Source organism: Flavivirga jejuensis, assembly GCF_030540765.1.
Taxonomy (GTDB): domain Bacteria; phylum Bacteroidota; class Bacteroidia; order Flavobacteriales; family Flavobacteriaceae; genus Flavivirga; species Flavivirga jejuensis.
In genome coordinates, this window is the sequence record NZ_JAUOEL010000010.1 from 1 (window position 1) to 26,090 (window position 26,090).

Consider the following 26,090-nt stretch of genomic DNA (forward strand, 5'->3'; position numbering starts at 1 on the left):
TTTAAGTGAGCGCTCCTGGATCAAAAGTGAATGGATTGAGGCTCTGCTTTTTTTGTCTAAAGCAATGGATTGACAGCTTATTCGTGGATTTTCCTGTTGCGCAGTTCTGAGCAATCCGAAGAGGGCTGAAAACAAGGAGTTGGGTTCATCTTCTGGTACGACCAGTTGGATGAGTACCTTGTCGTTACTTTTTTGTTTGAGTAGCTTTTGGATTTGGTTAAAAAGGTCAATAGCGAAGTCGGTAAACTTATCGGGCATGCTGTCCGCATCAGAGTGCAGAGTTCTTGATTCGATATCCCCAAGGTCCATATTATTTTGAAGGCCAGCAAAAAATACGATATGGTTATCGAAAGGAAAGGGATCTGGGTTTTCACCCACCGAACCTGACCAGTTACGTGTCAAAAGCATTTTATCCGTAGAGATAGATTTAGAAATACCTGTTGCTTGTTTAAACGAAACATCCTTCATCGATATACAGACAGCTCCATGTTTATTAAAAAGAATAATATCTACTTTATTAAAATTATTTGAGTTTTTAATGTTGCTGGTTCTTTTTACCCAAGCCCACATTTCATTCTCACATCTTTTAAAAATCTTAAGCTCTTTGAGAGAAAATGGCAAAAATGAATTCTCAGTATCGCTAAATTTATCTTTTTCGTAAGCAAACAGTAGAATGGCAGCCTGAAGACAAGCATCTGAAATACCTGGGAACAAGAAATATTGAGTGAGTAAACTTGTCAAGGAGGAGGAGGATATTTTCGCTAAGGCTTGGTTGGTGCCGAACCAGATTTCCTCCAATAATTTATGGCTATGTCCATAACTAAAACCTTTATTGGATAGTATTTCATAACACCTTTTTGAAGAATAATAATGCTTAGCACATTGACCTTTAATTTCTTGTGATGATATAGGACTTAGATTTGTTAGATTTTTCAAAACAGCATCACCGCTACAATGAGTTATTTTTTGGATTTCCAAGTCATTTGATTTAGTATAGATCTCAAAATCAATAAGCTCACTACTTTTTGGATTAAGAATAATTTCTACATTGACAGACGTGTAATCTACTAATATTGGACGAATCCATATCAGATTTCTAAGTACAATACCTTCATTAAAACTTTTACTACTTATAGCATTTTTGATAGCTGCGATTGCCATTTCAAGAAAAGCTACTGCTGGGAATGTTTTATTATCGTTAATGACGTGATCCTTTAGAAAGGGTTCTTCTCCATCAAATGATGACGCATACTTTTGAGAAGTGAGGTCAGAAATGTTTTTATGTATAAATGGATGTATTTTTGACAAAAATTGTTGATTGTTTTCAACTCCTGAGGTTTTCAAACTCAATTCAGGAATCCATAATCTGTCTTGTTGAAAAGGATAAGTTGGAAGGGAAATTCGCCGAAAAGAATCACCACTGAATAGGCTTCTCCAATCAAGATCTAAGCTCATCATATACAATTGTGATAGAGTATCTAGTTTTTCTAAGTAACTTTCTTCTCCGTTATTACTTTCAAGATTAAGTTCCTTCAAGACATTTTGACCAACATGTTCGAAAAGGGAAGAAGAAAATGATTTAAAATGATTTATAAATTTTGAAATTATTTTTACTTCCTTCTTTTGTATGATATCTTTTAATAGTTTTAACATCTCGGATTTGTCTTTTGCTACAAAGGCGATCCGAAACTCAAAATGTTCTCGTCCTAAAAGTAAATTTGCACTTATATCCCCTATATTTTCTTGATCCATATTATGTTCCATCCAATGAACAAACTCTTTTATTTTTTTATTTAGGGATTCTTTTGTTACGGCTGAAAATACGATTAGATATGCAGGATTATTTTTATTAAAATCAATTTTTGAAATTGGAGCCTCTTCTATAATTATATGTGCATTGGTGCCACCAAAACCAAAAGAACTTATTCCAGCTCTTCGTGGTATGGCTTTTTTGTTTTCGTCGGGGCGTAGTTGGTTCCAGGTTTGCAGCTTTTCAACTATATAAAAAGGGCTCTTGTCTAATTGAATTCTAGTATTCAGATTGTGAAAATTTTGTTGCCCTGGTATCTGTTTATGTTTAAGTGCCAGTAAAACTTTAATAAAACCTGCAATTCCTGCAGCAGATTCAAGATGTCCGATATTGGCTTTTACAGAACCTAATCCACAATGGGGATTCCTAGCAGGCTCTTTTCGAGAGCCTCCAAATGCTTTGATCAATCCTTCAAATTCAATAGGATCTCCTTTTGGTGTGCCAGTTCCGTGCGCCTCGACGTAACTTATAGTATTTGGGTTGACCTTTGCTTTTTTTAGGGCACTGGTAATTACAGCGGCTTGAGCATCTGCGTTAGGATATGTTAATGTATAGTTTTTTCCACCGTGATTCACGGCACTACCTTTTATAACTCCATAAACTGTATCACCATCACTAAGTGCTTGAGATAATGGTTTAAGTAATATGACACCGGCTCCCTCACCCCTCACATATCCATCAGCTTTGGTATCAAAAGTTTTACATGAACCTGTTGGAGATAACATCCCAGTTTTCGAAAAAGAGATATGCCTTGTTGGAGTCAATATTAAACTTATACCCCCAGCAAGAGCCATATTACACTCACCCAATTGAAGAGATTGAATTGCCAAGTGGATTGCGTGAAGTGAACTGGAACAAGCTGTATCTACAGGAACGCTCGGACCGTTAAAATTATAGAAATATGAAATTCTGTTTGGTATAATTGCTGAGGCAGTCCCAGTAGAATGGTGAGCTTCAATAGATGTTTTACCCCCTTTTTCTTGTAATTCTTTATAATCGAAATTAAATACCCCAAGATAAACTCCAATTTGATCACCTGAATGATCTGAAGGACGTATACTAGCGTCCTCAAAACAAGACCATGAAAGCTCAAGCATAATCCTTTGTTGAGGATCCATAGCTTCTACTTCCTTACCAGAAAGTCCAAAAAAGCCACAATCAAAGGAGTCAATATCTTTGATAAATCCACCCCATTTACTGTTACTCTTATTTGTATCTTTAATAGGATCCCCCCAATAATTTTCCCAATTCCATCTTTTCTTGGGAATTTCTTGTATACTGGAAATTCCCGAGCATAGATTATCCCAATATTGTTTGTAATCTTTGGCTCCAGGGAACCGACATGAGACTCCAATTACTGCAATGTCATTTGTATTTGTTTTCATTATATAAAAGAAATTAAATGAGCTATTATTATACTTAAAATCAGGTTTTTTTAATTCTTGTGGTTTTTATGCAGAAGAATTACGAAATGAATTAAGCTATCTTTAGTTATAGAGGTATGGTTATTTTCTTTATCAATCCGTAGGTTATTTTGTATATTTGTCCAACATAAAAAAAAATCATGAGTGAAAAAATTAAAGCATTAATACCCCATAGATATCCGTTTCTTTTTGTGGATGAGATACTTACCGCAAATAAGGATGAGACGGTTGCTCTAAAAATATTTCATAGTGGAGAAATTATGGGTAATTTTTCGGAGTCTAATTTTGTTCCAGGAACTCTTATTTTTGAATCAATGGCCCAAGCTGGTGGGGCAGGGGTAAAGCAAGTAGGATTAACAGATGGTATTTTTGCTTTTGCAACTATAAATGAAGCACAAATTCTCAATCCTGTTGTTTGCGGAGAACAAATTAAAATGATTATTAAAAATATTAGGGTTTCGAATAAAATAATAAGTCAATTAGGTACTGCATTTGTTAAAGGAAAAGTAGTTGCTAAGGCCAAATGGCTTTGTGTGAGAATAGGTTAATTCAACGCTTATTTCCTTTTTTATAAAAACTAATTAAAGATATTTTGTTAATTCAATTTTACATTTTTTTGTTTAAAAAATTCAGCAAAACTTAATCAATTATGATTTGATAGATTATACGTTTAAAAGGTGTATTGTCCCTTCTTTTATCTTTTCGAAGATAATTTTATCCAATTCTATATATTGATTTTTTTTTTAAGTTTTTCCATCTATCAGACTAAATCTTAGTTGAGAAATCAAAATTCATGTATTTCCTAAAAATTTGAAACACTTATGTAAAAAGAACCTGAGCTAGAATTTTTAATTCTTTAAGACAGTTTAAAGGCACTACTGCTTTTATGTTATGTTTCAGGAAATCGATTGAAGTGTGAATCTGATTTTTATTGTTAATCTTTGCATTTTTGCCCTATTAAAGAAACCACATTTATTTAATTGTTCTAGCCCTTCTAGTGTCAATCTCCTTCTCCTTTACACGAACATAATTTTTCCAATTCTAATAATAAGGAATAGCTCTATTTAATTTTAAAGCATCAAAGAACTCTTTTTTCTCCTAATTGTCCTATTGGCGAATGGTAGTTATTGTAAGAAGAAATAAATTGAGATTCCTTTCTTGTAATAAAGTATTTACTTTTTTCATGTCGTGATTTGATATACAATACATACCAATCTAAAATAATTCTACTCATAAGGAAAAAGACAAAGGGAAATGGCTTCGCCGTTCTGAACTACATCAGAAAGAGTTAAAAAAAAAGAATAGAATTGTAATTCTACTTAGTAAATCTATAAAATAAATATGAAATAATTTGAGGGAAAAACCATCAAATTTAATAAGAATAAGAAAGTTTAATTTGTAACTTTGTTTTAATTAGGAAATGAATACAAATTAGTAATTAAATTATTTCTAAAATTACTAAAATAGTTTTCTTTTTTACCCAACTATCTAAATTGTAACTTCTAAAAGATTCGTCTTTTTAGAAAATGCCGTTACAGCCTATGAACCTATTAAGTACTTATTTTAATGAAGGAAAATGTAAAGATTTTAATGATTGATAACCACCCTATCAATGCTTTTAGTTATCAATTGATATTTAGAGAATTTGCAGGTCACCTAAATTGGGAAGTGCAATATGCAGGTGATTTCGTTAAAGCTTTAAAACTTTTAAAAAAAAATCAAAAGACTCCTTTCGAGGTCATTCTAATGGAGACAAATTTATCAACACTTAATAATGGTAGAGTATTAATTAATACGTTTGATTTAGGAAATAAAGTCAAAATATTATATCCAAAAGTCAAAATTATCGTTAATACAGGGATTAATGATGTATTGCTTATCAAGACTATTTTAAAACACATAGAACCACATGGATTTCTGTTAAAAAAGGAGGTTACACCTCCTTTTTTAGTGAATACAATCCTAAACGTTTTGGATAATAGGACTGTTTTTTGTGAAAAAGTAAATAAACTTATTTCTTCAAAAGACAACAATTATACAGAAGTAACGAATTTAGACCAAAAAATTTTGTACTATATTTCTATTGGAGAAAAAATGAAAAATTTACCAAACCATATCCCTATGTCTATGTCTACTATTGAAAGAAGAAAAAAATATTTAAAATTGTTATTTGAGGTCTCTAATGGTACTGACCGTGACCTAATCTATGAAGCTAAGGAAAGGGGATATATTTGATTGCTTTCTGTTATCAGTTTTAAATATTTTGTTGTAAACAAAGACTTAAAGTTTTTACTATTTCGTATGTTCAATAGTTTTTTATTTAAAACATATAAGAAGGTTTTTAGATCATGGGTTAATAATGAAAAGAGCTTATCTTTTTTGATGTTTAGATCATTAAGATGTTCTTTTTGTTTTGAAATGATCTTATTTTGCAGAATCGTTTTATAGTATAGATAGCTTCCTATAAATAATAGTGCTAAAAAAACTAAGGATATGGTTATAAAAATTTCTTTTTTCCATTTCTCTACATTCAATTTTTCCAGTCTGGTAGCAATGCCAATTTCCTTGTTTGAAAAAAAGCATTTTTTTTAACAGAATTCATTTCTATTTTTTAGATGAATAATTTGAGGTTTTTTGTGTACTAATAATATATTATGCTGAGTGATTCAGAATAATATGTAATAAAGATGGATCAAGCAATATTTTTGGGGAGGGCATAAAATTAAGCATATAATTTAGTTAGTCTATAGAGGAAAAATTTCACATCCCTCACACCCCTAAATTGCGCTCTGAACTCTTTAATTTTGGCATTGAAAGATTCTGCGGAAGCATTGGTACTTCTATTATTAAAATAGTTCAGGATAGAGTCATAATGGATTTGTATAGATCTGGCTATGGTATTGAATGATTTAAATTCAGAAACCTCTACCTTATTATACCAATGTGCTAATTTCAGTCTAGCAACATTCTTATCGGTATTATTTTCAAAAATATAACTTAATCCCTGAGCTAGGTTGTATGCTTTTTCAATAGTAGGATATAATTTGAATAATATTTCAGCCCTTTCAATTTGTCTTGGCGTCCATTTAGATTTTGATTTGAATAACAGATATCGGCTTCTAGCTAACAGCTGTCTGTGTGTATCCCCATTACTGAGAAGTGGATCAAGTACAAAAGTTGTGTGTGTCTGTTTCAATATTAGATTAAAACTAAAATTTAAAACTGTACTCGAAAATATGAACCGAACTCGTTCCTCACTTTTTTCAAAAGGGAGGATAATTTCGATAAAATCGAAATTTAGGAGGGTTTCATCTAAAAAGCTGTTTCCAAACATCATTGAATGAGTTAACCATCAGGTATTCAATAAACTCGTTAGATACCTCTATTTGATGATTTACTTTTAGTTCACAAATCTTATTTGATAAATAGGAGTTCATGAATCTTCGATTTCTTTTTTCGTCCAAAGAAAAGTAACAAACCTGCCTGCCGGCAGCTACGGTGTACCCACAAATATGTATAATTTTGTCAAATGAGAGAAACAATTCATCCACAGCATTTTTACCCTGATTATACAGGGGAATTAGGCGATCTGCGTTCAGAACGACGAGGCATGGAATTATGGAGCAAGCTTAGTCGGTGTCCAAGTTCGACGATTCGTCAGCTAGCAAGCAACACAGCAGAGCAAAAAGCATATTATAGATTTTTGAACAATGATAATATAAAGGAAGAAGATTTAATCAATGAATCTTCAAGACGTATGGGCAATCTATCCGAGGGTCGTCATTTGTTATGTCTACAGGACACCTGTGAAGTAAATTTGAGTTCTCACAAGAGAAGACTCAATGAAAATAGTGGATTGGGTCGTTCCGATAAGTCTGATACAGGGCATTGTTTCAAAATACATCCTGGGCTAGTATTAGATGTTCAGGGCTTAAACCCTTTAGGTTTTTCCCATATCAAAGTCTTTCATCGACCAGAAGATATGCCAGATAGGATTCAAAGAGATTACAAACAACAATCTATAAAAGAAAAGGAATCCTATAAATGGATTGAAGTTGCCCAAACAAGTAAAACTATTTTAAAAGAGGCAGCAACAGTGACGTTCATAGAAGACAGGGAGGGTGATATTTATGAACAGTTTGCCATGGTTCCTGATGAAAAATTCCATTTGCTGATACGTTCAAGAACTACAAGAAACCTAAGCAATGGAAATAGTCTATACAAAGAAATGGATTCTGAGCCCATAGCAGGAACCTATACTATTGAGCTTCCAACCATTAGCTTGACCTGTATATCAGTCAAGGAAACAAGTCAAGCATCCAGAGCCATAAATTGGAAGTTATTGACCACCCATAAGATTGAAAATTATGAAGAAGCTTTGCTAATGGTAGAGTGGTATGGAGCAAGATGGTATATCGAACAACTGTTCCGAATTTTGAAAAAGCAAGGTTTTGGAATTGAGGAAACAGAATTGGAAAATGGTTGGGCAATACGCAAGTTGGTGATTATGCAAATGACAGCGCTATTAAAGATTCTACAAATGAATATAGCTTATGCAGATACTGAGGGAGGACAGCCAATAGAAGAGGTTTTCGATAAAGAACAAATAGAAGTACTAGAAATGATGAATATTAAATTACAAGGAAAAAGTATTAAACTTCAAAACCATCATAAGCCCCAACGAACAAAGTGGGCAGCTTGGGTTGTTGGACGGATCGGTGGATGGAAAGGCTATGACTCACAAGGACCGCCTGGTGTGATTGCTTTAAAACGGGGTTTGGATAGATTATCATATATAATAGAAGGAACAAAACTCATAAAAGATGTGGGTACACCGTAGCTTGTTTAAGCCCAAAAAAAGCATCAGCGCGAGTCTTGGCAACTTCTTTTTCGCCCTTTGTCACCCGAGTATCAAAATTAAGATTATACCCCTTATTTACACTTCTAGTCTGTTTCTTTACAATCTCAAAAAAGCGTTCATAATATTTAGCTGTATCCGGATCATTCGCCTTACCAAAAAATTGATACGATAAATTGCTCAGTATCGCTTTACTTGCCTTATCTCCATACATCATATCATTCTGTATCTTATCTTGTAGCACATAAATAGTCGCAATATCATAACTCCGAAGCGTAGCAGGAATACGGTGCATATTTAAAAGCCGTAGGGTAGAAGCCTCCTCCATAAGCAGAAAAGACGATAATCTATTGCGCATACTCATCTGTTTGGTAATAGTATGCACTACCGTCGCAATAATAGGCGATAAAGACGTTTCTTTTTTTGGATTATTCACAATAGAAATAACTGCAGGATGATCAGGATTATTCACATCCAAAGGCACATCATCCGCAGACAGCACCATAAAAATCTTTTTGGTACTGATCTTTTTAAAAGCATTCGCTAAAGTACTCTTAACCCCAGCGGTCTGTCTGTCCGAATCCACACCACTAATAAAAGCATCCGCCATTGCTTTAGACGTCAGATCAGCACTAAGAAAACCAACAAGCTCCTCCGTAGAAAGAGACTGATACAAAGCAATAAGGTGAGGGATCGTGCAATACGCCTTATAATCTACCCTTAACCGCCAGATCAAACCACCAATAAGCCCTTCGACAGCATCATTAAAAAACCGAGAAACCCCAGAAGAACCACTTTCCCTAAGCTCCAATAAATTCTCCAATAACACCCTGGAAATTTCATGGACACTCTCCTCATCAGGAAGGTATCTGGGAGCAATAGGATTCACCCTATGATATATAGAGTCAAAAGAAATCACATAAAACAATTTGTTCTTCCCTTGAAAAAGGGGATATGCCATTTCCGTGATCTCAAAATTTTTATAATCGTGCATCACCCCACAAAAATCATGAGTCCCCAAATGCTCCAACAAACTATAAACCACACTTTCCGTTTTGCCACTACCAGCAGCCCCAATAATAGAAACCCCACGGCGTATATTATCCAAAACCAAATTAAAACCTTTGGTCTTAAAAGAAACTCTATATTTTTTATTAACATTGGTAACCTCTCCCTTAGATGCAAACACATAAAACAAAAGACAAATAAAAATAAACGGTAAAACAAACCGCAGCAGCACCTTTAAAAAAAGTTGAAATTCCAAATACCCATACAACCCGATAGCCACGCAAATAATCAAGAACAAAACAATGCCGAACCCATACCGAACATATCTAATACACAAGAATGCCACAAAACAACTCAAACCCAAAACACCCATTATAAACTTTAAACCTATCATAACACCCATATTAAATTAAATATCAATAGAACCCGAACGCAAAGCAACCTCGACCCCCTTTTTTTAGTTTCATAAACGCTTTATAAGCCAACTGTACTTTATTGGTTGGAATAGTAGGGATTTTAATCCCAGCCTTATAAAGCATATTAAGAGCGACTTGTTTTTCAGAAGTAGGTAAGCCTGCCATCATAGCAAAAAACTTTTTGGGATCCACCCTAAATAGTTTCCTGTTTTTGTACTTCTCAACAAAATTCCGATCATACCCAAAAACAGTATCAAATCTTTTTTCGGCACCCTCAAAAAAGCCATTTCTATGGAATCCTTGCTTTTCTTCTTTTCCATTTAAAACAGTCGTATTCTCTTTAAATTTAGCACCAGGAGACAAGCTATATGTATTAGTCACATCTTTTCTGCTAACGATAATATGAACGTGTGTCTGCACGCCTTCTTTTTTCATGCCTTCGACCAGCAATTTTCCATCGATTTTATGAGGCGCTTGCCCTATAAGTTTGTCGATTTGCTTTTGAATCAATTTTACATTGCCTTTTAAATCACCCAGTTCCACTTTTACTATATCATGTTTGAGTTTGGCAATTTGTTTTCGATAAGGGGTATTTTCCTTTATCTTTTTCTCAAACCCTCGAAACGTTCTTTCATGTTCAATTTTTGCATAATATTTAATATCGTTAACATTCACCGTTCTATCTCGATAAAAGGAAGCCGCATAATCCCTCATAATATCCCTGGTGTACTTTCTGAGAAAAGCAGGGTCATTATTAATATGCTTTAATTCTCTGTAACTCGGACTAACAACAATAGAATAAAATTTAGGATCCGTTTTATGAAGTTTAGCCGTATTGCTATCAATTTCCGAAATCACCTTTTCGGGGCTTACTTTGTCATTAAACTGATCAAAAAAATGCTCCTGAAGTTCAGGATGTTTTTCTTCGTTTTCTTTCTCCAGATAATTCACATAATCCGTTACACTGCTGTTAAATGTTTCAAATCCTTTACCTATTTTCTGAGCTGTTATGGCGATATACATGATTATAATTTTTTAAGAGTTCGTATAAAATTTTCGAGTTCAGATTTTGAAATTTCCAGTTTCAAATAATCTTTCCCAAAACTGTTTTTTACGGTTGTTACTTTATCCAATACGTACTTAAAATCTGTGGATACATTTTCCATTTTACTGGCTAATTTTTCATATCGAATTTTAGGTACAATACTGTCCACTACGTTTTTTTCATCGACGGGCTTGTCGGCAAATTTCTTTTCAACTCGTATAGGTTTTTCCTCCTTTATTTTTTCACCAAAAAGAGAAAGTAACATAGCGTTATTAGGTTTGGTCTGGTTCACCTCAATATCTCGAATAATAGCAATAGTAGCTTCAGTACGTTTAATAGATGTTTCGGTACGTGCTCTGTTTTTTAGGAGTTCCTGAATAAGGCTTTGGGTAAACCTATCGGAAGGGGTGAAGCCGTGCCACTCAAAAAAATCCATCATAATAGATAAAGTGGCAGTATGGGATTTTGCAATTTTTTTAGAAAACAGACGAAATCTAACAGCCACATTATCTTTAATGCTAATAGCTGAAAATTTGTATGTCTTATTGTTCTTGCTCATTATTTACAGTAACTTTTTTAAATGTTTACTGGTGTTTCAGAAGGGTTTACAGTAAATATTATATGCTGTTTTAGCTGCTAATAGCTGAAATCCCTTTATTTTCAACGCTTTTCGAAGAAAATGAAACCCGTAGCGTCGCTTTAGCGCGCTACCCTCTCGCTATTCCTTTTCGCCCGCACACGGTCGAAAATCAATACCAAGACAAGGTATTGGCTAAAGACTGTTTTATGGAACAAAAACACTATTTTAAGAAAATGGTAAAACGGATTTTATTAAATATGGAACACTTCTTTAATTCTGTTAAAAATCCAATAACGAAAAAAGGACAGTCAACAAACTGCCCTTTTCAATTAACTTAAAATGACTGCTTAAATATTAAAAACGTAATCATAAGAATATAGATTCCGTTGTGCTTCGGTTTCCAATAGTACATCATAATCCAAATGATTTTCTTTTGCATAGGATTTCAATGAGTTTCCAAACTGGCGTTCAACACCCTTTTTAGATGTCAAAAGTAGTTTTTGTTGAGTCTCATTATCGAGATTGCTATAATTTAAACATATCATAATTTCTAATTTTAGAGTATTGAATTATCTGCAAAACTGTAATAGGCTCCACTTGGTGTAATAATTAAATGATCAATAATTCTTATATCAAAAAGTTCAGCAGCATTTTTAATTTTTCTTGTCAATTGTATATCAGCTAGACTTGCTTTTAATGTCCCAGAAGGGTGATTGTGAACTAGCAAAACCCCAGTAGCAAGTGATTTTAGAACAACCGCAAACAGAAGACGTAAATCAACTATTGTACCTGTAATACCTCCACTAGAAACTTGATAAATACCTTTAACTTTATTGGCGTTATTAAGCAATAAGATTTTAAAAGATTCATGAATGCCGATGGTGTTTTTATCCCAATGTTCAAATATGAATTTTGCGGTATCCGAAGAGCATTTTAGTTGACACCACTTATCAGATTTAATACGTTGTTTATAACTTATTTTAATTTCATTAACTTTGCTTTCCATTGTATTTTCTTTATAGGATTTATAATGAAAAGAGGGCAGAACTTTTCCGAGCGAAGCCCTCTTTAATTTTTAATAGTTACGAACTAAGCCTTTTTGCTATTGGTTTCTTTTCTATTCTTTCGGGTTCTTGACCTTGTTTGAGATTTCTTTGTACCCGATTTTTCAGATGCTTCCACCTCTTTAGTATGGGAGTTATTTTTCTGTTGTGTTTCTGCTTCAACTAATTTTTCATTGGTGAGGGTACTAGTCTCTTTTGAGTCCAATAGCAGAATGTCATACGCCACAATTTCGGTTACATAACATGTTATATTCATGTCATTGACGTAACTACGAGAAGTCAATTTACCCTCAATAGCAATAAGTTTACCCTTGCGAGTGTACTTTTCGATGATGTCGGCTTTTTTGTTCCAAGCAACGATATAATGCCACTCTGTAGATTGTACCTTTTCGCCTTGGGCATTTCGGTAGTATTCATTGGTTGCCATAGAAAAACGGGCAACTTTATGACCGCTTTCAAGGATGGTGATTTTGGGACTGTCCCCAACATTTCCGATTAATTGAACTTTGTTTCTTAAATTACTCATGATTAAAAAATTTAAAATTAATATTAGATGTTGCCTGATACGTCAGGCGTTTAAAAGTGATTTACTTATTATATCTTGAGGCGTTTTCCTTTTTTGATTTTTTAACTTTTGCGATGCTTCCGTTTTATTGTTTTTATATGATTTCATAGCTTTTTGTTTTGATTTACTTCTCATAGAGCTGTCAGTTGTTACCTTTTTTGATGCTTATTGTCTATTCAATATTCATACGTTGTGGGACGTATAAATAAGGAAGGGTAGAGGTTAGGCTTTATGCCGTCACGCAACGTATGAATGTTGTAGTTTTGCCGCCAAAAAAGGTGATAGATGCAGCTTTCAGAAATGAATTTAAAATTGAGGTCGGGAAATATGAATGCAATGGAAGTGTAATAAAATGAACAAGAATTTCTTTTTTTTAGCTTAGATATTTGATAAAAACATATTTGATGTTGTTGTCTAATTTGATATTGTAGCTCTAATTATTTTTTTAAACTATTATTTGGATTCTGTCGTATTGGTTAAATAAAATTATTAAACCGACCGAACTTAGAATTAATTCATAGTTGAATAATAATAAGAGGATAACGATGATATTTATGCATAAACTAAATTTTATATCCCAATTAAACTATATTCAAGAAAGCATAAAAATTAATGGATTAAAACCCATTAAAACAATGTGGAGTTTTTATCTATAATCAATTCCCATTATGAGTTTCAAAACTATAGCTGTAATTTTTTTATACGAAAAGAAAACAAATAGAATGGAATTAATCTTACTCAATCGTTTTTTTTGTATATATTTATAAGATAAATAGTCTGATTTTTAGGGCTGTTTTATATTATGAAGAAGCTATCAAACCTATGAAAAACCCTCACATCTACGGCTTGACCGTACAAGGCATACAGTCTTATATTTTTTCCACAAATAAACTCAAAGAAATTATTGGAGCCAGCGAAATTATCGAGCAGATATGTACAAGATGGTTTTTTGAATTTATCAAAAAAAATGAAATAGAAGGTATTCAATTACTAAATGCTGCTGGTAACATTCGTTTTTTAACTACAGAAGATTCAGCAAAACAAATATTCAAAGATTTTCATTTTAAGATTAGCAAAAAAGCACCTGGTGTGCCTTTTAGTCAAGCCGTAATTGAAGTAAGTAACTGTAAAAATGAAGAAGATGCCATAAAAGGACTCGACAAAAAATTAGATGCACAACGTAATGTGCCATTACAGACTTTTGACTTGGGAGTTATGATGCGCAGTAAAAATAGGCGTACAGGTAATTTTGCTTATACTGAAAATAAAACTTTAGCGGAGTATGTTGATGTAGAATCACATTCGAAATTAATAATAAATAAAGATGAGATTTCAGACAAGATAATTAAAGGCGAAAGTGAATTAAGTGAAATCAAATTCCCGACAGAGTTTGAAGAACTCTCTAAAAATGGAACACACAGTTGGCTAGCGGTTATACATATAGACGGCAATGGCATGGGAAATATTATTAAAAGGATTTTAAGTGATACTATGTATTCTAATAAATTTGATACACTTTCCGAGTTTTCAAAAAAAATAGGAGATGCCACTCTAAATGCTTTTAGAACAGCCTTAAAAAGTTTAGATATAAAAAACGCAAAGTACATGCGACCAATTATTATTGGAGGAGACGATGTGACCTTAATTATTAGAGCAGATTTTGCTTTAAAATTCACTCAGAATTATTTAACTGCATTTGAAAAAAATACGAAAGATATTATTCTTGGTGTTTCCAAAATTACAGCTTGTGCTGGAATTGCTTATGTAAAAGAAAAATTTCCGTTTCATTATGCTGTGCATTTAGCAGAGGAGTTATGTAGCTATGCGAAAAATAAAAGCGAACGAAAATTTTCTTGCGTGCAATTTCATAAAGTGAATGACAGTATTATTGAAGTTTATAAAGACATAATTAAAGAAGAACTTACAACATCTTCTGGGGAGAAATTTGTTAATGGCCCCTACGGGCTTCAAAACGAAAATAGCATAGCAGAGCTCATTAAAAACGCAAACCTTTTAAAAGAAAACGATGCACCAACCAATAGCTTACGCGAATATATAGATGCCTGTTTTAACGATAAATTAATGAAACCTGTGTTTTTAAGTCGTCTAAAAGCAAAATTAGGAATTGATTTTAATAATCTATTAGAAAATGAAACAGCATTATACGATTATTTGGCTCTCCATGCCGTAAACTCAATTTAAAAAACACTAAAAAAGTATATGAAAGTAGAACTTAAATTTTATTCCAATTGGGCAACAGGAACAGGGAAAACAGGAGGAAGTAAAGATAGTGTTGTTATAAAAGACAATGATGGTTTGCCATTTATTCCTGGCAGAACATTTAAAGGTTTAGTTAGAGATGCTTATAGAGCCTGTGGCTTTACAAACGAAATTTCCCTTTTTGGTCAAGAAATAGAAATAGATGTTGAGATTGAGAATAAAAAATTAAAAGAAGGAGCATTGCGTTTTAATTCCGTAGTGGTTAGCAATGCTTTGCGACCAAAAATATTACCTTACAAAAAGCATTTATTTACGACCAAAACAGCAACAGCGTTAAGTGATAAACAGGCTGTTAATCATTCCTTACGAAAAAACGAAATTGTTATCCCAATACGTTTAACAACTGAAATTGTATATAATAAAGACAATAGAGAGTTAAACCCGAAAGATAAAGAGGAAATAACATTTGCGCTTAAAATGTTAAAACGAGTAGGAGAAAAGCGTCATCGAGGTCTTGGACAATGTATAGCTACCGTAATAGAAAAGTCTAGCAATAACACCCATAAAGAGCCTGAAAACAAAGAAGAAGATATTAACGCAGATTCAACTATAGTGCAATTTAAATGCACGGTTAATTCGCCTTTAATATTAGTGAAAAAAGCAAAAACAGATCAAAACATAGCATCGTTAGACTATATACCTGGCAATAATTTTAGAGGTATAGTAGCAAATAATTTATTTGCAAATAAAAAAGAAGAAAGCAAAATAGATAGTATTGTTTTTAACGGTGATGTGCATTTTGGCGATGCACATTTAGCAGTAGATAATAAAAGAAGCTACAAAGTGCCCTATTCTTTTTATTACGAAAAAAACGGTAAAGAGTATGAAGAAAGAGATACCATGTTTAATTTTCATTTAGATCAAAAATCGAAAAAAACAAAACAATACCGTAAGGGGTATTTAATTGATACTGAAAATACAGGAAAAAACATTCAGATTCAAAATATAAAATATGGCAATCGAATGAAATCTTCTAGAAATGAAGAAACACGAAGTTCTAAAGAAAAAGGGTTATTCGTGTATCATTATATTGAAAAAGGGCAAACATTTATTTTTGAAATAAAATCAGATAAGACTGAATATTTAAAAGAAGTAACTTCCATTCTAAACAATAAAACTCACTATTTTGGAAAAAGTAAATCGGCAGAATTTGGAGGCGAAGTGTATATTGAGTTTCTTGAACAAAAACCAGATAGAGAACCGACTAGTACAGGGAAATATATTTATGCAGAAAGCAATTTATGTTTTATAAATGAGTATGGAGCTTATACCCCAACCCCAACTGGAGAAGCGTTAACAGGTAATAAAGAAGCCAAAATAGATTGGACAAATTCGCAAATAAAATATAGAACCTACACACCTTATAATGGACATAGAAAGAATTGGGATGCCGAGCGTCTTATTATAGAAAAAGGGTCTGTTTTTGTTTTAGAGAAGGAAATAGAAATAGCCAAGCATTGCGTTGGCCATTATAACAGTGAAGGTTATGGTAATATTTTGGTAAATCCGTCATTTTTAACAACGCCTATAACCATTGCAGGTATAGATAAAGAAAAGGAGAAAGCAGAAGATCTACCTAATAATAGGGAACTTTCAGAAAACGAAAAACAATTCATAGACTATTTAAAAAACAAAAACGCTCAGTATGTTGATGCGGTAAATGTGCATAATTATGTGACTGATTCTAAACCAGATTTTAGTAGTCAAGTTAGTACAAGCCAATGGGCAAGAGTGTTTAATGCTACAAAAAAAGCAGACTCATATTCTGCTTTAGAAAAATATTTATTTAAAACGGATGAGACTAAAGACAAATCTATTTGCAATGGAGGGAGTAAAGCATGGCTTAAAGATGATACTAAATTATTAGAAGACTATATAAAAGGTTCTGTTAAAAAAGAATTAGACCCCTTAAATGCAACCCGACAACTAGCAAAGCGTATGATTCATAACACCAAAAAACAAGAGGATGTTCCCAATTAAATATATAGCACAAATAGTGGTGGAAGCCATATCGCCTTTGGCTATTGGTAGTGATACTTTAGCTTACGATCAAGATAATCTGGTGGTAAAAGACTGTAACAATTTACCATGTATTCCTGGAACAGCAATTGCTGGGTTTTTACGTGTAAACAATAATGAAATAGATGCACTTTTTGGTGATGATCGAGAAAGTAATAAAAAGCAACCTGTTGGTTCAAATATATGTGTAAGCGACGGCTTTTTATTAGGCAAAGACCAAAAAGTAATACAAGAACCTCAAATTATTACCTGCGATTTTTTAAAAAAATATGAAAACTTACCCATAAGGCAGCATACCGCTATATCGCATTTGGGTGCAGCTAAAAACACTGGTATGTTCGATACCGAAATTGTGTTTAAAGGTTCCTGTTTTAAGTTTCAAATAGAGTTAGAACTAGAAAAAGAAAACTCAAAGGCTTGGCAAGCCATAAAGAATACCTTGCTAAGTAATAATTTTTATATAGGCGCTAGCGAGTTTAACAATTTTGGAGAATTACAAGTTGTGGAATTAAAGGACGCTGAGTTTAATATTGCTAACGGGCTGGAACTCAAAAAATACTTAGGTATTTCTGCCGATTTAAACTCTGGAAGCGATTCTTTAAAAGTTGTTGATATAGATACAGCAGGGATTACAAAAAAATATGAAGTAGAAGAAATTAACCTGTCTGGAGCAAATTCATTTTTCCATTTTGGTGCAGGTTTTGGCGACGACGAAGTAGATGCCGTTTGCTATAAAGAAGACGTTATTGAAGGTTGGGAAAACGATGCCCCCTCCTTTGAAGAAAAATATGTGATTCCAGGTACAAGTATAAAAGGCACGTTAGCACACCGAGTTGCTTTTCATTATAACAAGAAAAATGATATTACTATTGAAAAAATAATAGAAGAGCATAATAAAGATAATTCAAAGTCTATTGAGATTTTAATAGGAAGTCACATAGGTTATAACAACCAAGCCGTTTGCGACATCTTCGGGAAGCCTAAAATATCAGAAAACGAAAACGGCGAACACGGTAAACTCATTATACAAGATGTGTATTTAGATGATAGCTACGACGAAATCACTTTTAACCACAATAAAATAGACCGATATACTGGTGGTACTATAGCAGGTGCCTTATTTAACGAAAAAGTACTGGCTATAGATGCTTTTGATTTAAAATTTAAAACCGATACAGCTACTTTGGAGAACAAGTATTTACAAGCAGCACTTAACGATTTAAAAAATGGCCTATTGCCTATTGGCGGATTAACAAATAAAGGACACGGTGTTGTTATTGAAAAACTATAAACTTATGGATTTGGATTATAAAAACGTAAAAAATATAGAAACGTTAGTTGCTTTTTTAAAAAACAAACCAGTTAACGGCTATACCTGGCGAGTAGAAGAAAAGATCCCTGAAATTTATAATAAAAAAGAGTTAGGTGCAGACGATTTAAAAGCTAAAAACAATATCTACAACATTATACAAGAAGCTTATTTGTACGATGGTGAACATAGTATCCATATATTAAATAGTGATGGTAATAACTTGGTTTTTGTAAATAAAGAAAGTGATTTTGATGAGGTTGGTAGTCGAGTTAAATATCCTTCACATTTAAAAACTGGCGAATACGAAATTCATTTTAAACAGGCATACAAGCTTAAACCGAACAATATAAGTGGAGCCTCTTATGAAACCTACCAAGCAGTAGTGAAATTGTTTGTTGGTTTAGAATTAAAAGAACTTAAAGACTAGAAGCATGCCTAGAAATAATGATAATCGTAACCAAAACAACATAACCATTTCTGCACCATATAATTTTGTCCCCTTAAATAAAAAAGTATTCTTTCCAGATTGGGCGCCTTTTGTAAGTCATGACATTCCGTTTAAAGATGGTTTAAGTGGTAAAATAAAATTAGAAATTACTGCTGAGAGTCCTATTTTTATTAGAAAATCTTTTGAAGAAGGAGACGAGTATTATAAAGATAAAAATGGACAAGAAATTTCTAAAGAGTTTTGTTTTATAAAAGACAAAACTGGTAACAAAAAATATTTTATACCTGGTAGCTCTATTCGAAATATGCTGCGATCTGTTTTTGAGATTTTGACCTTTAGTAAACTAAGTCGTGATTATTTTACTGACAGAAGATTTGGGGTACGAGATTTTGATAATGATGATGTATATACATTGAAAAAAGAAAGTGATTCTGTTAGAATTGGATATTTAAAAAAAACAGGAAAAGACTATGTAATTTATGATAAAGGCAACCCAGTAAAAGTTTTACAAAGTGAAATTAAGTATACTAAAAAGCTTAGAGGAAATAATATTACAAATAGTTTCAAAGAGTTGTTCAGTTCTGATACAACTTGGAATAGAGAGGTGAAAGATAGACGGAACAATCTAAAAGCCAATTGCAAAACAGCTGAATTTAAATACAAACAATTTAAAAAATCATTTGACTCTACTAAAGAAAACTATGTTTTTACGGGGCAACCTACATTTAATAACAATAATGGTGCTAAATATCATGAATTTAAAATACCAGCATTAAATGAAAATAACGATGTAAAGATTAACGTCGATAATAAAATTTTTGAAGATTTTAAATTTATTTATGGTGATTATTACGGCTCTAACAAAACTTCAGTGGATTGGAAATATTGGAAAAGCCCCTTAGATAAGGGGAAAGCTATTCCTGTTTTTTTTAGAAAAAATAACGAAGACGAGTTAATTGATTTTGGCTTATGTAATTTATATAAAATGGCCTATAATCATCGAGTTAATAGGGCAGTAAAGAACGCACAAAATGAGTTTGAAGAATCAAACCTAGATCTTTCAGAATGTGTTTTTGGTACTAGCGAAGGGAAAAAAATTAAAGGAAGAGTACAAGTCTCCCATGCCTTTATGAAAGAAGCAACAGAAGGAGACGAAATTACAACTGTATTGTCCGAGCCAAAAGCTTCTTTTTACCCTTTTTATATCAAGCAAAAATTAAATAAAAGTCTTAAGGTGGAAAAATATGCTACTTATCATGATAGTGATGTGGAAATTAACGGAAGAAAACGTTACTTTTTAAAACCAGAATGTGTAGAAACCAGAGATCCGTCAAATTTCACAACAACATTTAAACCCCTTGAAACAGCAACCTTTATAACTACTATACAGTATCACAATTTAAATAAAATAGAATTTGGCGCTTTATTATCTGCAATAACTTTTCATGGAAACACAAATTGCAACCACATTATAGGGTTGGCAAAATCGTATGGTTTAGGTCAAATAAAAGTAGATATTTTAAATGAAGAAATAAAACAAAATTTAAACCATTATTTAGCAATTTTTGAAAAATGTATGTTAGAAGCAAAAGGGATTAATTGGCATCATAAAAGCCCAGAACTAATCGAACTTTTAACAATGGCATCAACAATTGCAAAAAACAAAGTTGACTCATGTAATCCACATATGCATAAATATTTAAACTTAAGAGGGTTTTTAGATATAAAAAAGACAAAACTTAGGCTACCCTTATTTTCAGAGATAATTTCATATTCAGAAAATGTCCCTTCATATTTTAATGCCAAAAAGGAAACTCTTGAAGTTGAAGAAAAACTTAAAAAAGAAAGAGAAGCACAAAAAATACTAACCCTTAAAGAAAAAGGAATTAGATCTGTTTTAGAAGGTTGTAACGATTTTGGGGCTTTTAAAAATATAATAAAAGATTATATGGATAAATTAGGTATTGAAAAACAAATGTTTACGAAGGATGATGTAGACTATATTGAAAAAAATGCATCTAATTTAATTTTAAAAAAGAATAAAAAACATAGAGCAGATTTTGAAAAAAAAGTAAAGGCTTTTGTTGTAGAAAACATAATAAAAACTAACTAAAAAATGAAAAAAGTAACAAACATACCCTCTTTCATTGTATTTGCTATATCTGCCATATTATGTCTTATTTCAATCGGATACCATTATACAACAGAAAAAGATGTAATAGCTAAACAGAAGAAAATAATAAATAACCACACTATAGCCATTGAGGCATTAAATTTAAAATATAACAAAATAGATAGCTTACCGGTAAATAGAAATGAATATTTAACTCTATATGATAAGTATGCGAAGCTTCAAAACAACTATTTAAATTTAAACGAAAGTTTAAATGAAGTTAAAGATGAATGGTATTTTACTATTTTTAAAGTATGGGGGAGTTTTGGTGCTTTTATAGGCGTTCTATTAGCCTTTTTTGGGTTTAAGGAAATGACGAAGCGAATAACTGTCGAAAAAATAGCAGATATTGTTGGTGAAAACCAAAAAGATTTAAAACATATTTTAGAAAATAAACTTACAAATAAAAAATTACGAACTAAAAATTCATTTTGTATTTTAAATCAACATAAAAGTGTATTTAATCCAGGGTTTATAAGAGTAATGAAGCTGTTTGGAGTCAATGTAAAAAAGAATAAGGTGTTAACAAATATAAATGGACTAGACACTATTGGTGATGTATTAATAGAAAAAATAAAAAAGCATAAAGTGTTAATTATAGAAAACCAATCACTTAAGAATGGTTCACGTTGGGAACTCCCTAAGTTTTATGGAGATTTTGAAAAATTAAAGGAAGACATAACTAAACTTGAAGCAAATGAAGATGTTGATGATAAGAAATTAAAAAAATTAAAAAATTATAAAAGCCTTGTAGATCTATCAAATAAAATTTGTGATACAACTTCTATTATTTATTATGGGCAAGCAGGTGTGGGGAACTTTCCATCAGATTTGGTTAAACCAGATTTACAGCATAAAATTACTTTTGCCAACGCACCAGCTCAATTATATGGTAATATCAACAATCAGTTGCAATTTATACACGAGTTAGAAAAATAAAGTTTAATGTTTTTCTTTAATGATTAAACTTTATACTAAAATTCAAAAACGAAACCGAAATATAACCCATGCCAATCCCAACCAAGACCATACAAATTGACGGTATAGCCTGTAAAGAGCGTAAAACGTTTTTTTACAACTTAAAAAAGTATGTGTTTCAGTGTGTTATAGAGAACCAGGAAGCTTTTTTTAAAAACGGATTATTAAACCAATACATACATGAGAGTATACAGCAAAAGCAAGCCCGTGATGCGTACAATAAAAGTGTTAAAAATAAAATAAACCAAAAAGACCGTACAGAAGTACAATACAAGTTGCAACAACCGTTGTATGTGCAAAGTTTAATAAAGAATAAGTTATTTACCCTTAATGCATTTGGCGAAAAAGGAGTTGCTAGTTTAGAACTTTGGTTACAGCTGTTTAAAACAAAAACCGATATAAACACCAGTGCATTAACCATAAGCACTCAAGAAACTACTGTGAAAATAGAGCCAACACAGCCTAACAGAATTTATAAAAGTGAAAACTGGATTCCTTTTAGGCTCTGCAAAAACAAAAATGGTTTTTATTATAATCTGGATAAAACCCCACAAAAGCTTGCTGATTTTGAAGCACGCCTAAAAAAAAATTTGGAAACTTTTATTTTAAATACCTGTGAACAAGAGCTCTTTAAGTTAGATAGCCTTTGGTTAGCCATTACAAATTTAGAAGCTCTTGGCGAGCAACTGGCTTTAAACAACCAGAAAAAGCAGGTTTTTAAAGTGGAGTTTGAGTGTAATTACAATTTGCCTGATCTTTTTTCATTAGGTCAAAATGTAGCCTATGGTAATGGTGTTTTTATAAAACACCTCTAAAAGTGTATAAGTTTATATCAATTTATAAATGATTGAAACTTTTTATGCTTGTTCAACGTTCTTTGAAATTCTGTATAAACCTATATCGATTTAAGAACGATTGAAACCACACTATCTTCGATACATCGCTACCTGCATTGAGTAAAAACCTATATCGATTTAAGAACGATTGAAACGTAAGTTGCATGTAATAATGATCGAACTTTAGTGGTAAAAACCTATATCGATTTAAGAACGATTGAAACAGTATTGCGCATAGCACAAAGATTCTTATATAGTAAAGCTATACATACAACACCTTTTAAAGAAAGTTTGGTTTTTGATATGATAGAAATTTTTAGACCTATTATGGATCGTTTACTTATAGGGTTGTGTCAAGAAAATCAATTAAAACCTATACATTTTAAAAGGGTAACTGGTGGTTTTTGGTTAAGTAAAGCTGGTAAAAAAGTTGTTATTACTGCTTTTAATAAATATTTAGTACAACGTATTAAAATAGAAAATAGAGTAGCGACTATACAAAATCATATGTATTTGCAAGCACAACATTTAAAATTATTAATTAATACAGACTACGATGTACCTTATAATTTATGATATTACCGAAAACTCTTTAAGAACCAAAGTAAGTAACTTATTAATACAAGAAGGTTATGAACGCTTACAATTCTCAGTTTTTACAGGTTACTTTAATCCCCAAAAAAACAAAGTATGGCAGCAATTAACAAAATGGATGGCTACGAGTGATAATAGTATTATTTGCATAAAAATAAGGTCTAAAAATTTTCTAAGTATGCAAATATTAGGTAGATTTACAATAGATTTAAATGATTTGGCAGGAAATAAAATAACAAAAATTATTTAGTGTAAAATTTTAGTAAATGCATAATAAAGAGGTTTTACAAATTGAAAATACGATGGTAGCTACTTTAAATGCTTACTTGAAATAAAAATGAGTAAAAACCTATATCGATTTAAGAACGATTGAAACTTTTGCGGAATGGTGTTTTTGACGAACTTAACGTAAAAACCTATATCGATTTAAGAACGATTGAAACTGGTAAATTCCAAAGCATAATTTTTCCATTATGTAAAAACCTATATCGATTTAAGAACGATTGAAACAATTTTCCAAATCGATCTTGTATTTTCGAATGTAAAAACCTATATCGATTTAAGAACGATTGAAACACCATGTTTCCAGAAGTGGGATAAAACGCTAAGTAAAAACCTATATCGATTTAAGAACGATTGAAACTCAATTCAAACCCGAAGAACTCACTTGTTCAAAACGCAATAAGTGTTTGAAGATCTCAAACGAAGCTTACGAGGAGGCATCTCGTTCGTCTTTATAAGGTGTTTCGTGGCTTATACTTTGCTCTGTCTGCATTTGACAAAATTTGGATTTTAGTTATATGATTGCTTGGAGTTTGAATTGAGTTACAATTGTGTTGAGGTTAAAAAGAGGCGGTAGTATGGCAAAAATACCCCTCAAGGAACCCAACTATAATCAAATTCTCCATTTTAATACCACAGACCTATTCGTGCTTTGTTCTTTTAATTTCACTAACAGTTTTTCATTTTTATCAAGTACAAATTTGGGAAGCACATAAACAAACCTGACCTTAGTACCATGAACCAATGTATTAGGAACATGATGTTTATAAATAGGAAGGATGGGCAATTCCTGATAAGAAGATTTCCGTTTTTTATTACCACTAACCCTAAACAATCTAAGAAAATCAAAATCAAAATCTACTTCTGAATCATTATCAATTTCAAATTGCACAAACACCTTATCATTTAGGTAATAAAAATTCTTAATAGTCAAAGAAAGACCTTCAATTTTCTTTTTAATATGTTTGCGTTCAGGTAATTTTAATAATGCATCACAAGACTTACCAAGTCGATTTAGTGTTGTATTCTTAACAATAGTATCCTTTTTTAATTTTTTTTGCACAATCTTATCGGGAATAGTAGGCTTTTCATTACCAATACTTTCCAAAACGTTAATAAACCGATTGGAGAATTCTAAATGTTCAGCATACCGAATAATATAAGTATACACTTTGCCGTCTGTGGTAATAACAAGCAAATTACTATCCACACCCTTAGTAGCCTTTAATAGCCCTAAATTCTGTTGTTTCTCTCTATTATAAGTAAACACAAAATTATCCGACCCCGTAATACCCTGCCGAATATCCGAAGGGAAGAATAAAGCCATATTCATTGTAGAGTTGGCATAGATCGTATCCAACGTCTGTACATTTTTTGCATGAGCTGAAATAACAAATCCCAAGCTCAGTAGTATAACTAACTTTTTCATAACGTATATTTTAAATTATTGTCGATTATCAGCCTTTAGAATGAGTTTATAATTATTATTTACCGTAACCTTGACCTGACGATTGGAGCGTTGGAATATCTTTTTTAGACCCTTTACCTGTGGCACACCAGGTACGTTAATATCATCCACAGCATCATCCACAATTTCTCTAGTGGCTTCCGTTCTAAATGTATTTTTAATGTAGAGCCCTTCCAAACCATCCTGAAAATCATAAGCCTTAAAAATCATGGGTTTATGATTGATATTTTCAATAGACAAAAGCACTCTATTAGGTTTAAAATTAACGATTCCGTATATAAAAGTGTTTTTAGGAATAAGCAACCCATTAATATTAATATCTTTAGTGGTAAGCATCCGTAATCTATCATGAATTTTGATGGTTTGCTGACCATCAACTACGGCGTGAAGTTCTGGGGTTTCAGTGATTAGATCATTGGTTTTTGGGCTGGAAGCAAAGAATAACTGTTGATCTAAAGCCATTTCTTTAATTGTTGGCCGAGTAGATTCAATTTTGATTTCTGTGTCTTTTTTTTCCTTTATAGCAACGGAACTAACAACATTATCCTTAACTAGATTTCTATACGATCCAGTACTATAATCAATACGCCCATTTTTATAAATACTATCCACGATTCGAGCTTTTTCCTTTTCAATACGATTAGGATCATATACCCCAGAGGAGTCCAAGAACTTTTCATCGTAAATACTAGGTGCATTGGTTTGTCTAACCTCTTTTAAATCATTTATAGCATCCAATCTTGAAGTATATTCGTCTTGTACCGTTTCCAGAGCAGGAACCGTTGGTTGCGTAAGTTCCCCTCCAGAATCATCATTTTTACCAAATGTCATTACAGAATATCCAATAATGAATATTAAAACAATGGCTATGACCACTATAAAGGCAATTTTTTTCTTATCTAGTTTCATGTGTTTATATCTATTGTTTTT

At 32.2% G+C, this 26,090-nt stretch carries 22 protein-coding genes, 1 pseudogene and 1 CRISPR repeat array; of the genes and pseudogenes, 13 read left to right on the forward strand and 10 right to left on the reverse strand.

Going from position 1 to position 26,090, the window contains the following annotated elements:
• Window positions 1-3,195, reverse strand: a 3,195-nt coding sequence (locus tag Q4Q40_RS22245) for a beta-ketoacyl synthase N-terminal-like domain-containing protein (RefSeq protein WP_303304266.1), incomplete at its 3' end; no start/stop codon positions are given.
• Between the two features lie 179 nt (window positions 3,196-3,374).
• Here Q4Q40_RS22245 and Q4Q40_RS22250 point away from each other — a divergent pair.
• Both Q4Q40_RS22250 and Q4Q40_RS22255 read left to right on the forward strand, forming a co-directional pair.
• Entirely contained in the window at window positions 3,375-3,782 is a 408-nt protein-coding gene (locus Q4Q40_RS22250) for a 3-hydroxyacyl-ACP dehydratase FabZ family protein (RefSeq protein WP_303304267.1), read from the forward strand.
• Window positions 3,783-4,800: 1,018 nt separating this feature from the next.
• Complete coding sequence (locus Q4Q40_RS22255) at window positions 4,801-5,469, forward strand: helix-turn-helix domain-containing protein (protein WP_303304268.1); 669 nt, start codon at window positions 4,801-4,803, stop codon at window positions 5,467-5,469.
• 487 nt (window positions 5,470-5,956) lie between these two features.
• Here Q4Q40_RS22255 and Q4Q40_RS22260 read toward each other — a convergent pair whose 3' ends face one another.
• Window positions 5,957-6,430, reverse strand: a complete 474-nt coding sequence (locus tag Q4Q40_RS22260) for a transposase (protein ID WP_303304269.1) — start codon at window positions 6,428-6,430, stop codon at window positions 5,957-5,959.
• Window positions 6,431-6,763: 333 nt separating this feature from the next.
• Here Q4Q40_RS22260 and Q4Q40_RS24155 point away from each other — a divergent pair.
• A pseudogene (locus Q4Q40_RS24155) lies at window positions 6,764-6,943 on the forward strand (transposase DNA-binding-containing protein); the annotation flags it as partial.
• Window positions 6,944-6,991: 48 nt separating this feature from the next.
• Window positions 6,992-8,074, forward strand: coding sequence for a transposase (locus Q4Q40_RS22265; protein ID WP_303304270.1), 1,083 nt, complete (start codon window positions 6,992-6,994; stop codon window positions 8,072-8,074).
• Here Q4Q40_RS22265 and Q4Q40_RS22270 read toward each other — a convergent pair.
• The 6 genes from Q4Q40_RS22270 to Q4Q40_RS22295 all read right to left on the reverse strand — a co-directional run bounded on the left by Q4Q40_RS22270 (window position 8,049) and on the right by Q4Q40_RS22295 (window position 12,731).
• Window positions 8,049-9,494 carry a type IV secretory system conjugative DNA transfer family protein gene (locus Q4Q40_RS22270; protein WP_303304271.1) on the reverse strand — a complete coding sequence of 482 codons (1,446 nt, stop codon included), beginning with the start codon at window positions 9,492-9,494 and terminating at the stop codon, window positions 8,049-8,051. The genes Q4Q40_RS22265 and Q4Q40_RS22270 overlap by 26 nt on opposite strands.
• Window positions 9,495-9,516: 22 nt before the next feature.
• Window positions 9,517-10,539 carry a MobB family relaxase gene (gene mobB, locus Q4Q40_RS22275; protein ID WP_345027401.1) on the reverse strand — a complete coding sequence of 341 codons (1,023 nt, stop codon included), beginning with the start codon at window positions 10,537-10,539 and terminating at the stop codon, window positions 9,517-9,519.
• A gap of 2 nt (window positions 10,540-10,541) precedes the next feature.
• Window positions 10,542-11,120, reverse strand: coding sequence for a BfmA/BtgA family mobilization protein (locus Q4Q40_RS22280; protein ID WP_303304272.1), 579 nt, complete (start codon window positions 11,118-11,120; stop codon window positions 10,542-10,544).
• A 368-nt stretch (window positions 11,121-11,488) separates the two neighbouring features.
• On the reverse strand, window positions 11,489-11,686 hold the full coding sequence (locus tag Q4Q40_RS22285; RefSeq protein ID WP_303304273.1) for a hypothetical protein: 198 nt from the start codon (window positions 11,684-11,686) through the stop codon (window positions 11,489-11,491).
• A gap of 11 nt (window positions 11,687-11,697) precedes the next feature.
• Window positions 11,698-12,147: a JAB domain-containing protein gene (locus Q4Q40_RS22290; RefSeq protein WP_303304274.1), complete on the reverse strand. Its 450-nt coding sequence runs from the start codon at window positions 12,145-12,147 to the stop codon at window positions 11,698-11,700.
• Window positions 12,148-12,230: 83 nt separating this feature from the next.
• On the reverse strand, window positions 12,231-12,731 hold the full coding sequence (locus tag Q4Q40_RS22295) for a single-stranded DNA-binding protein (RefSeq protein ID WP_303304275.1): 501 nt from the start codon (window positions 12,729-12,731) through the stop codon (window positions 12,231-12,233).
• 861 nt (window positions 12,732-13,592) lie between these two features.
• Between Q4Q40_RS22295 and Q4Q40_RS22300 the strand changes: the two genes are divergently transcribed.
• From Q4Q40_RS22300 to cas2, 9 genes are all read left to right on the forward strand, one after another.
• Window positions 13,593-14,972 (forward strand): Cas10/Cmr2 second palm domain-containing protein, encoded by a 1,380-nt coding sequence (locus Q4Q40_RS22300; RefSeq protein WP_303304276.1) that lies wholly within the window; start codon window positions 13,593-13,595, stop codon window positions 14,970-14,972.
• Window positions 14,973-14,990: 18 nt separating this feature from the next.
• On the forward strand, window positions 14,991-17,030 hold the full coding sequence (locus Q4Q40_RS22305) for an RAMP superfamily CRISPR-associated protein (protein WP_303304277.1): 2,040 nt from the start codon (window positions 14,991-14,993) through the stop codon (window positions 17,028-17,030).
• On the forward strand, window positions 17,017-18,360 hold the full coding sequence (locus tag Q4Q40_RS22310) for an RAMP superfamily CRISPR-associated protein (protein WP_303304278.1): 1,344 nt from the start codon (window positions 17,017-17,019) through the stop codon (window positions 18,358-18,360). The genes Q4Q40_RS22305 and Q4Q40_RS22310 overlap by 14 nt, the downstream gene beginning before the upstream one ends.
• A gap of 4 nt (window positions 18,361-18,364) precedes the next feature.
• Complete coding sequence (locus Q4Q40_RS22315; RefSeq protein ID WP_303304279.1) at window positions 18,365-18,808, forward strand: hypothetical protein; 444 nt, start codon at window positions 18,365-18,367, stop codon at window positions 18,806-18,808.
• Window positions 18,809-18,812: 4 nt separating this feature from the next.
• Window positions 18,813-20,942: a TIGR03986 family type III CRISPR-associated RAMP protein gene (locus Q4Q40_RS22320; protein WP_303304280.1), complete on the forward strand. Its 2,130-nt coding sequence runs from the start codon at window positions 18,813-18,815 to the stop codon at window positions 20,940-20,942.
• A 3-nt stretch (window positions 20,943-20,945) separates the two neighbouring features.
• Complete coding sequence (locus tag Q4Q40_RS22325; RefSeq protein WP_303304281.1) at window positions 20,946-21,941, forward strand: hypothetical protein; 996 nt, start codon at window positions 20,946-20,948, stop codon at window positions 21,939-21,941.
• A gap of 68 nt (window positions 21,942-22,009) precedes the next feature.
• A complete protein-coding gene (locus Q4Q40_RS22330) occupies window positions 22,010-22,795 on the forward strand; it encodes a hypothetical protein (RefSeq protein ID WP_303304282.1) in 786 nt (261 codons plus the stop codon).
• Between the two features lie 207 nt (window positions 22,796-23,002).
• A complete protein-coding gene (locus tag Q4Q40_RS22335; RefSeq protein WP_345027400.1) occupies window positions 23,003-23,392 on the forward strand; it encodes a CRISPR-associated endonuclease Cas1 in 390 nt (129 codons plus the stop codon).
• Window positions 23,373-23,660, forward strand: a complete 288-nt coding sequence (cas2, locus tag Q4Q40_RS22340; RefSeq protein WP_303304284.1) for a CRISPR-associated endonuclease Cas2 — start codon at window positions 23,373-23,375, stop codon at window positions 23,658-23,660. The genes Q4Q40_RS22335 and cas2 overlap by 20 nt, the downstream gene beginning before the upstream one ends.
• Window positions 23,661-23,751: 91 nt before the next feature.
• Window positions 23,752-24,053: direct repeats of the CRISPR family, unit length 35 nt; unit sequence GTAAAAACCTATATCGATTTAAGAACGATTGAAAC.
• Between the two features lie 252 nt (window positions 24,054-24,305).
• Here the strand turns inward: cas2 and Q4Q40_RS22345 are convergent.
• Window positions 24,306-25,121, reverse strand: a complete 816-nt coding sequence (locus Q4Q40_RS22345; RefSeq protein ID WP_303304285.1) for a DUF4138 domain-containing protein — start codon at window positions 25,119-25,121, stop codon at window positions 24,306-24,308.
• Between the two features lie 15 nt (window positions 25,122-25,136).
• Complete coding sequence (traM, locus tag Q4Q40_RS22350) at window positions 25,137-26,069, reverse strand: conjugative transposon protein TraM (RefSeq protein WP_303304286.1); 933 nt, start codon at window positions 26,067-26,069, stop codon at window positions 25,137-25,139.
• Window positions 26,070-26,090 lie beyond the last annotated feature (21 nt).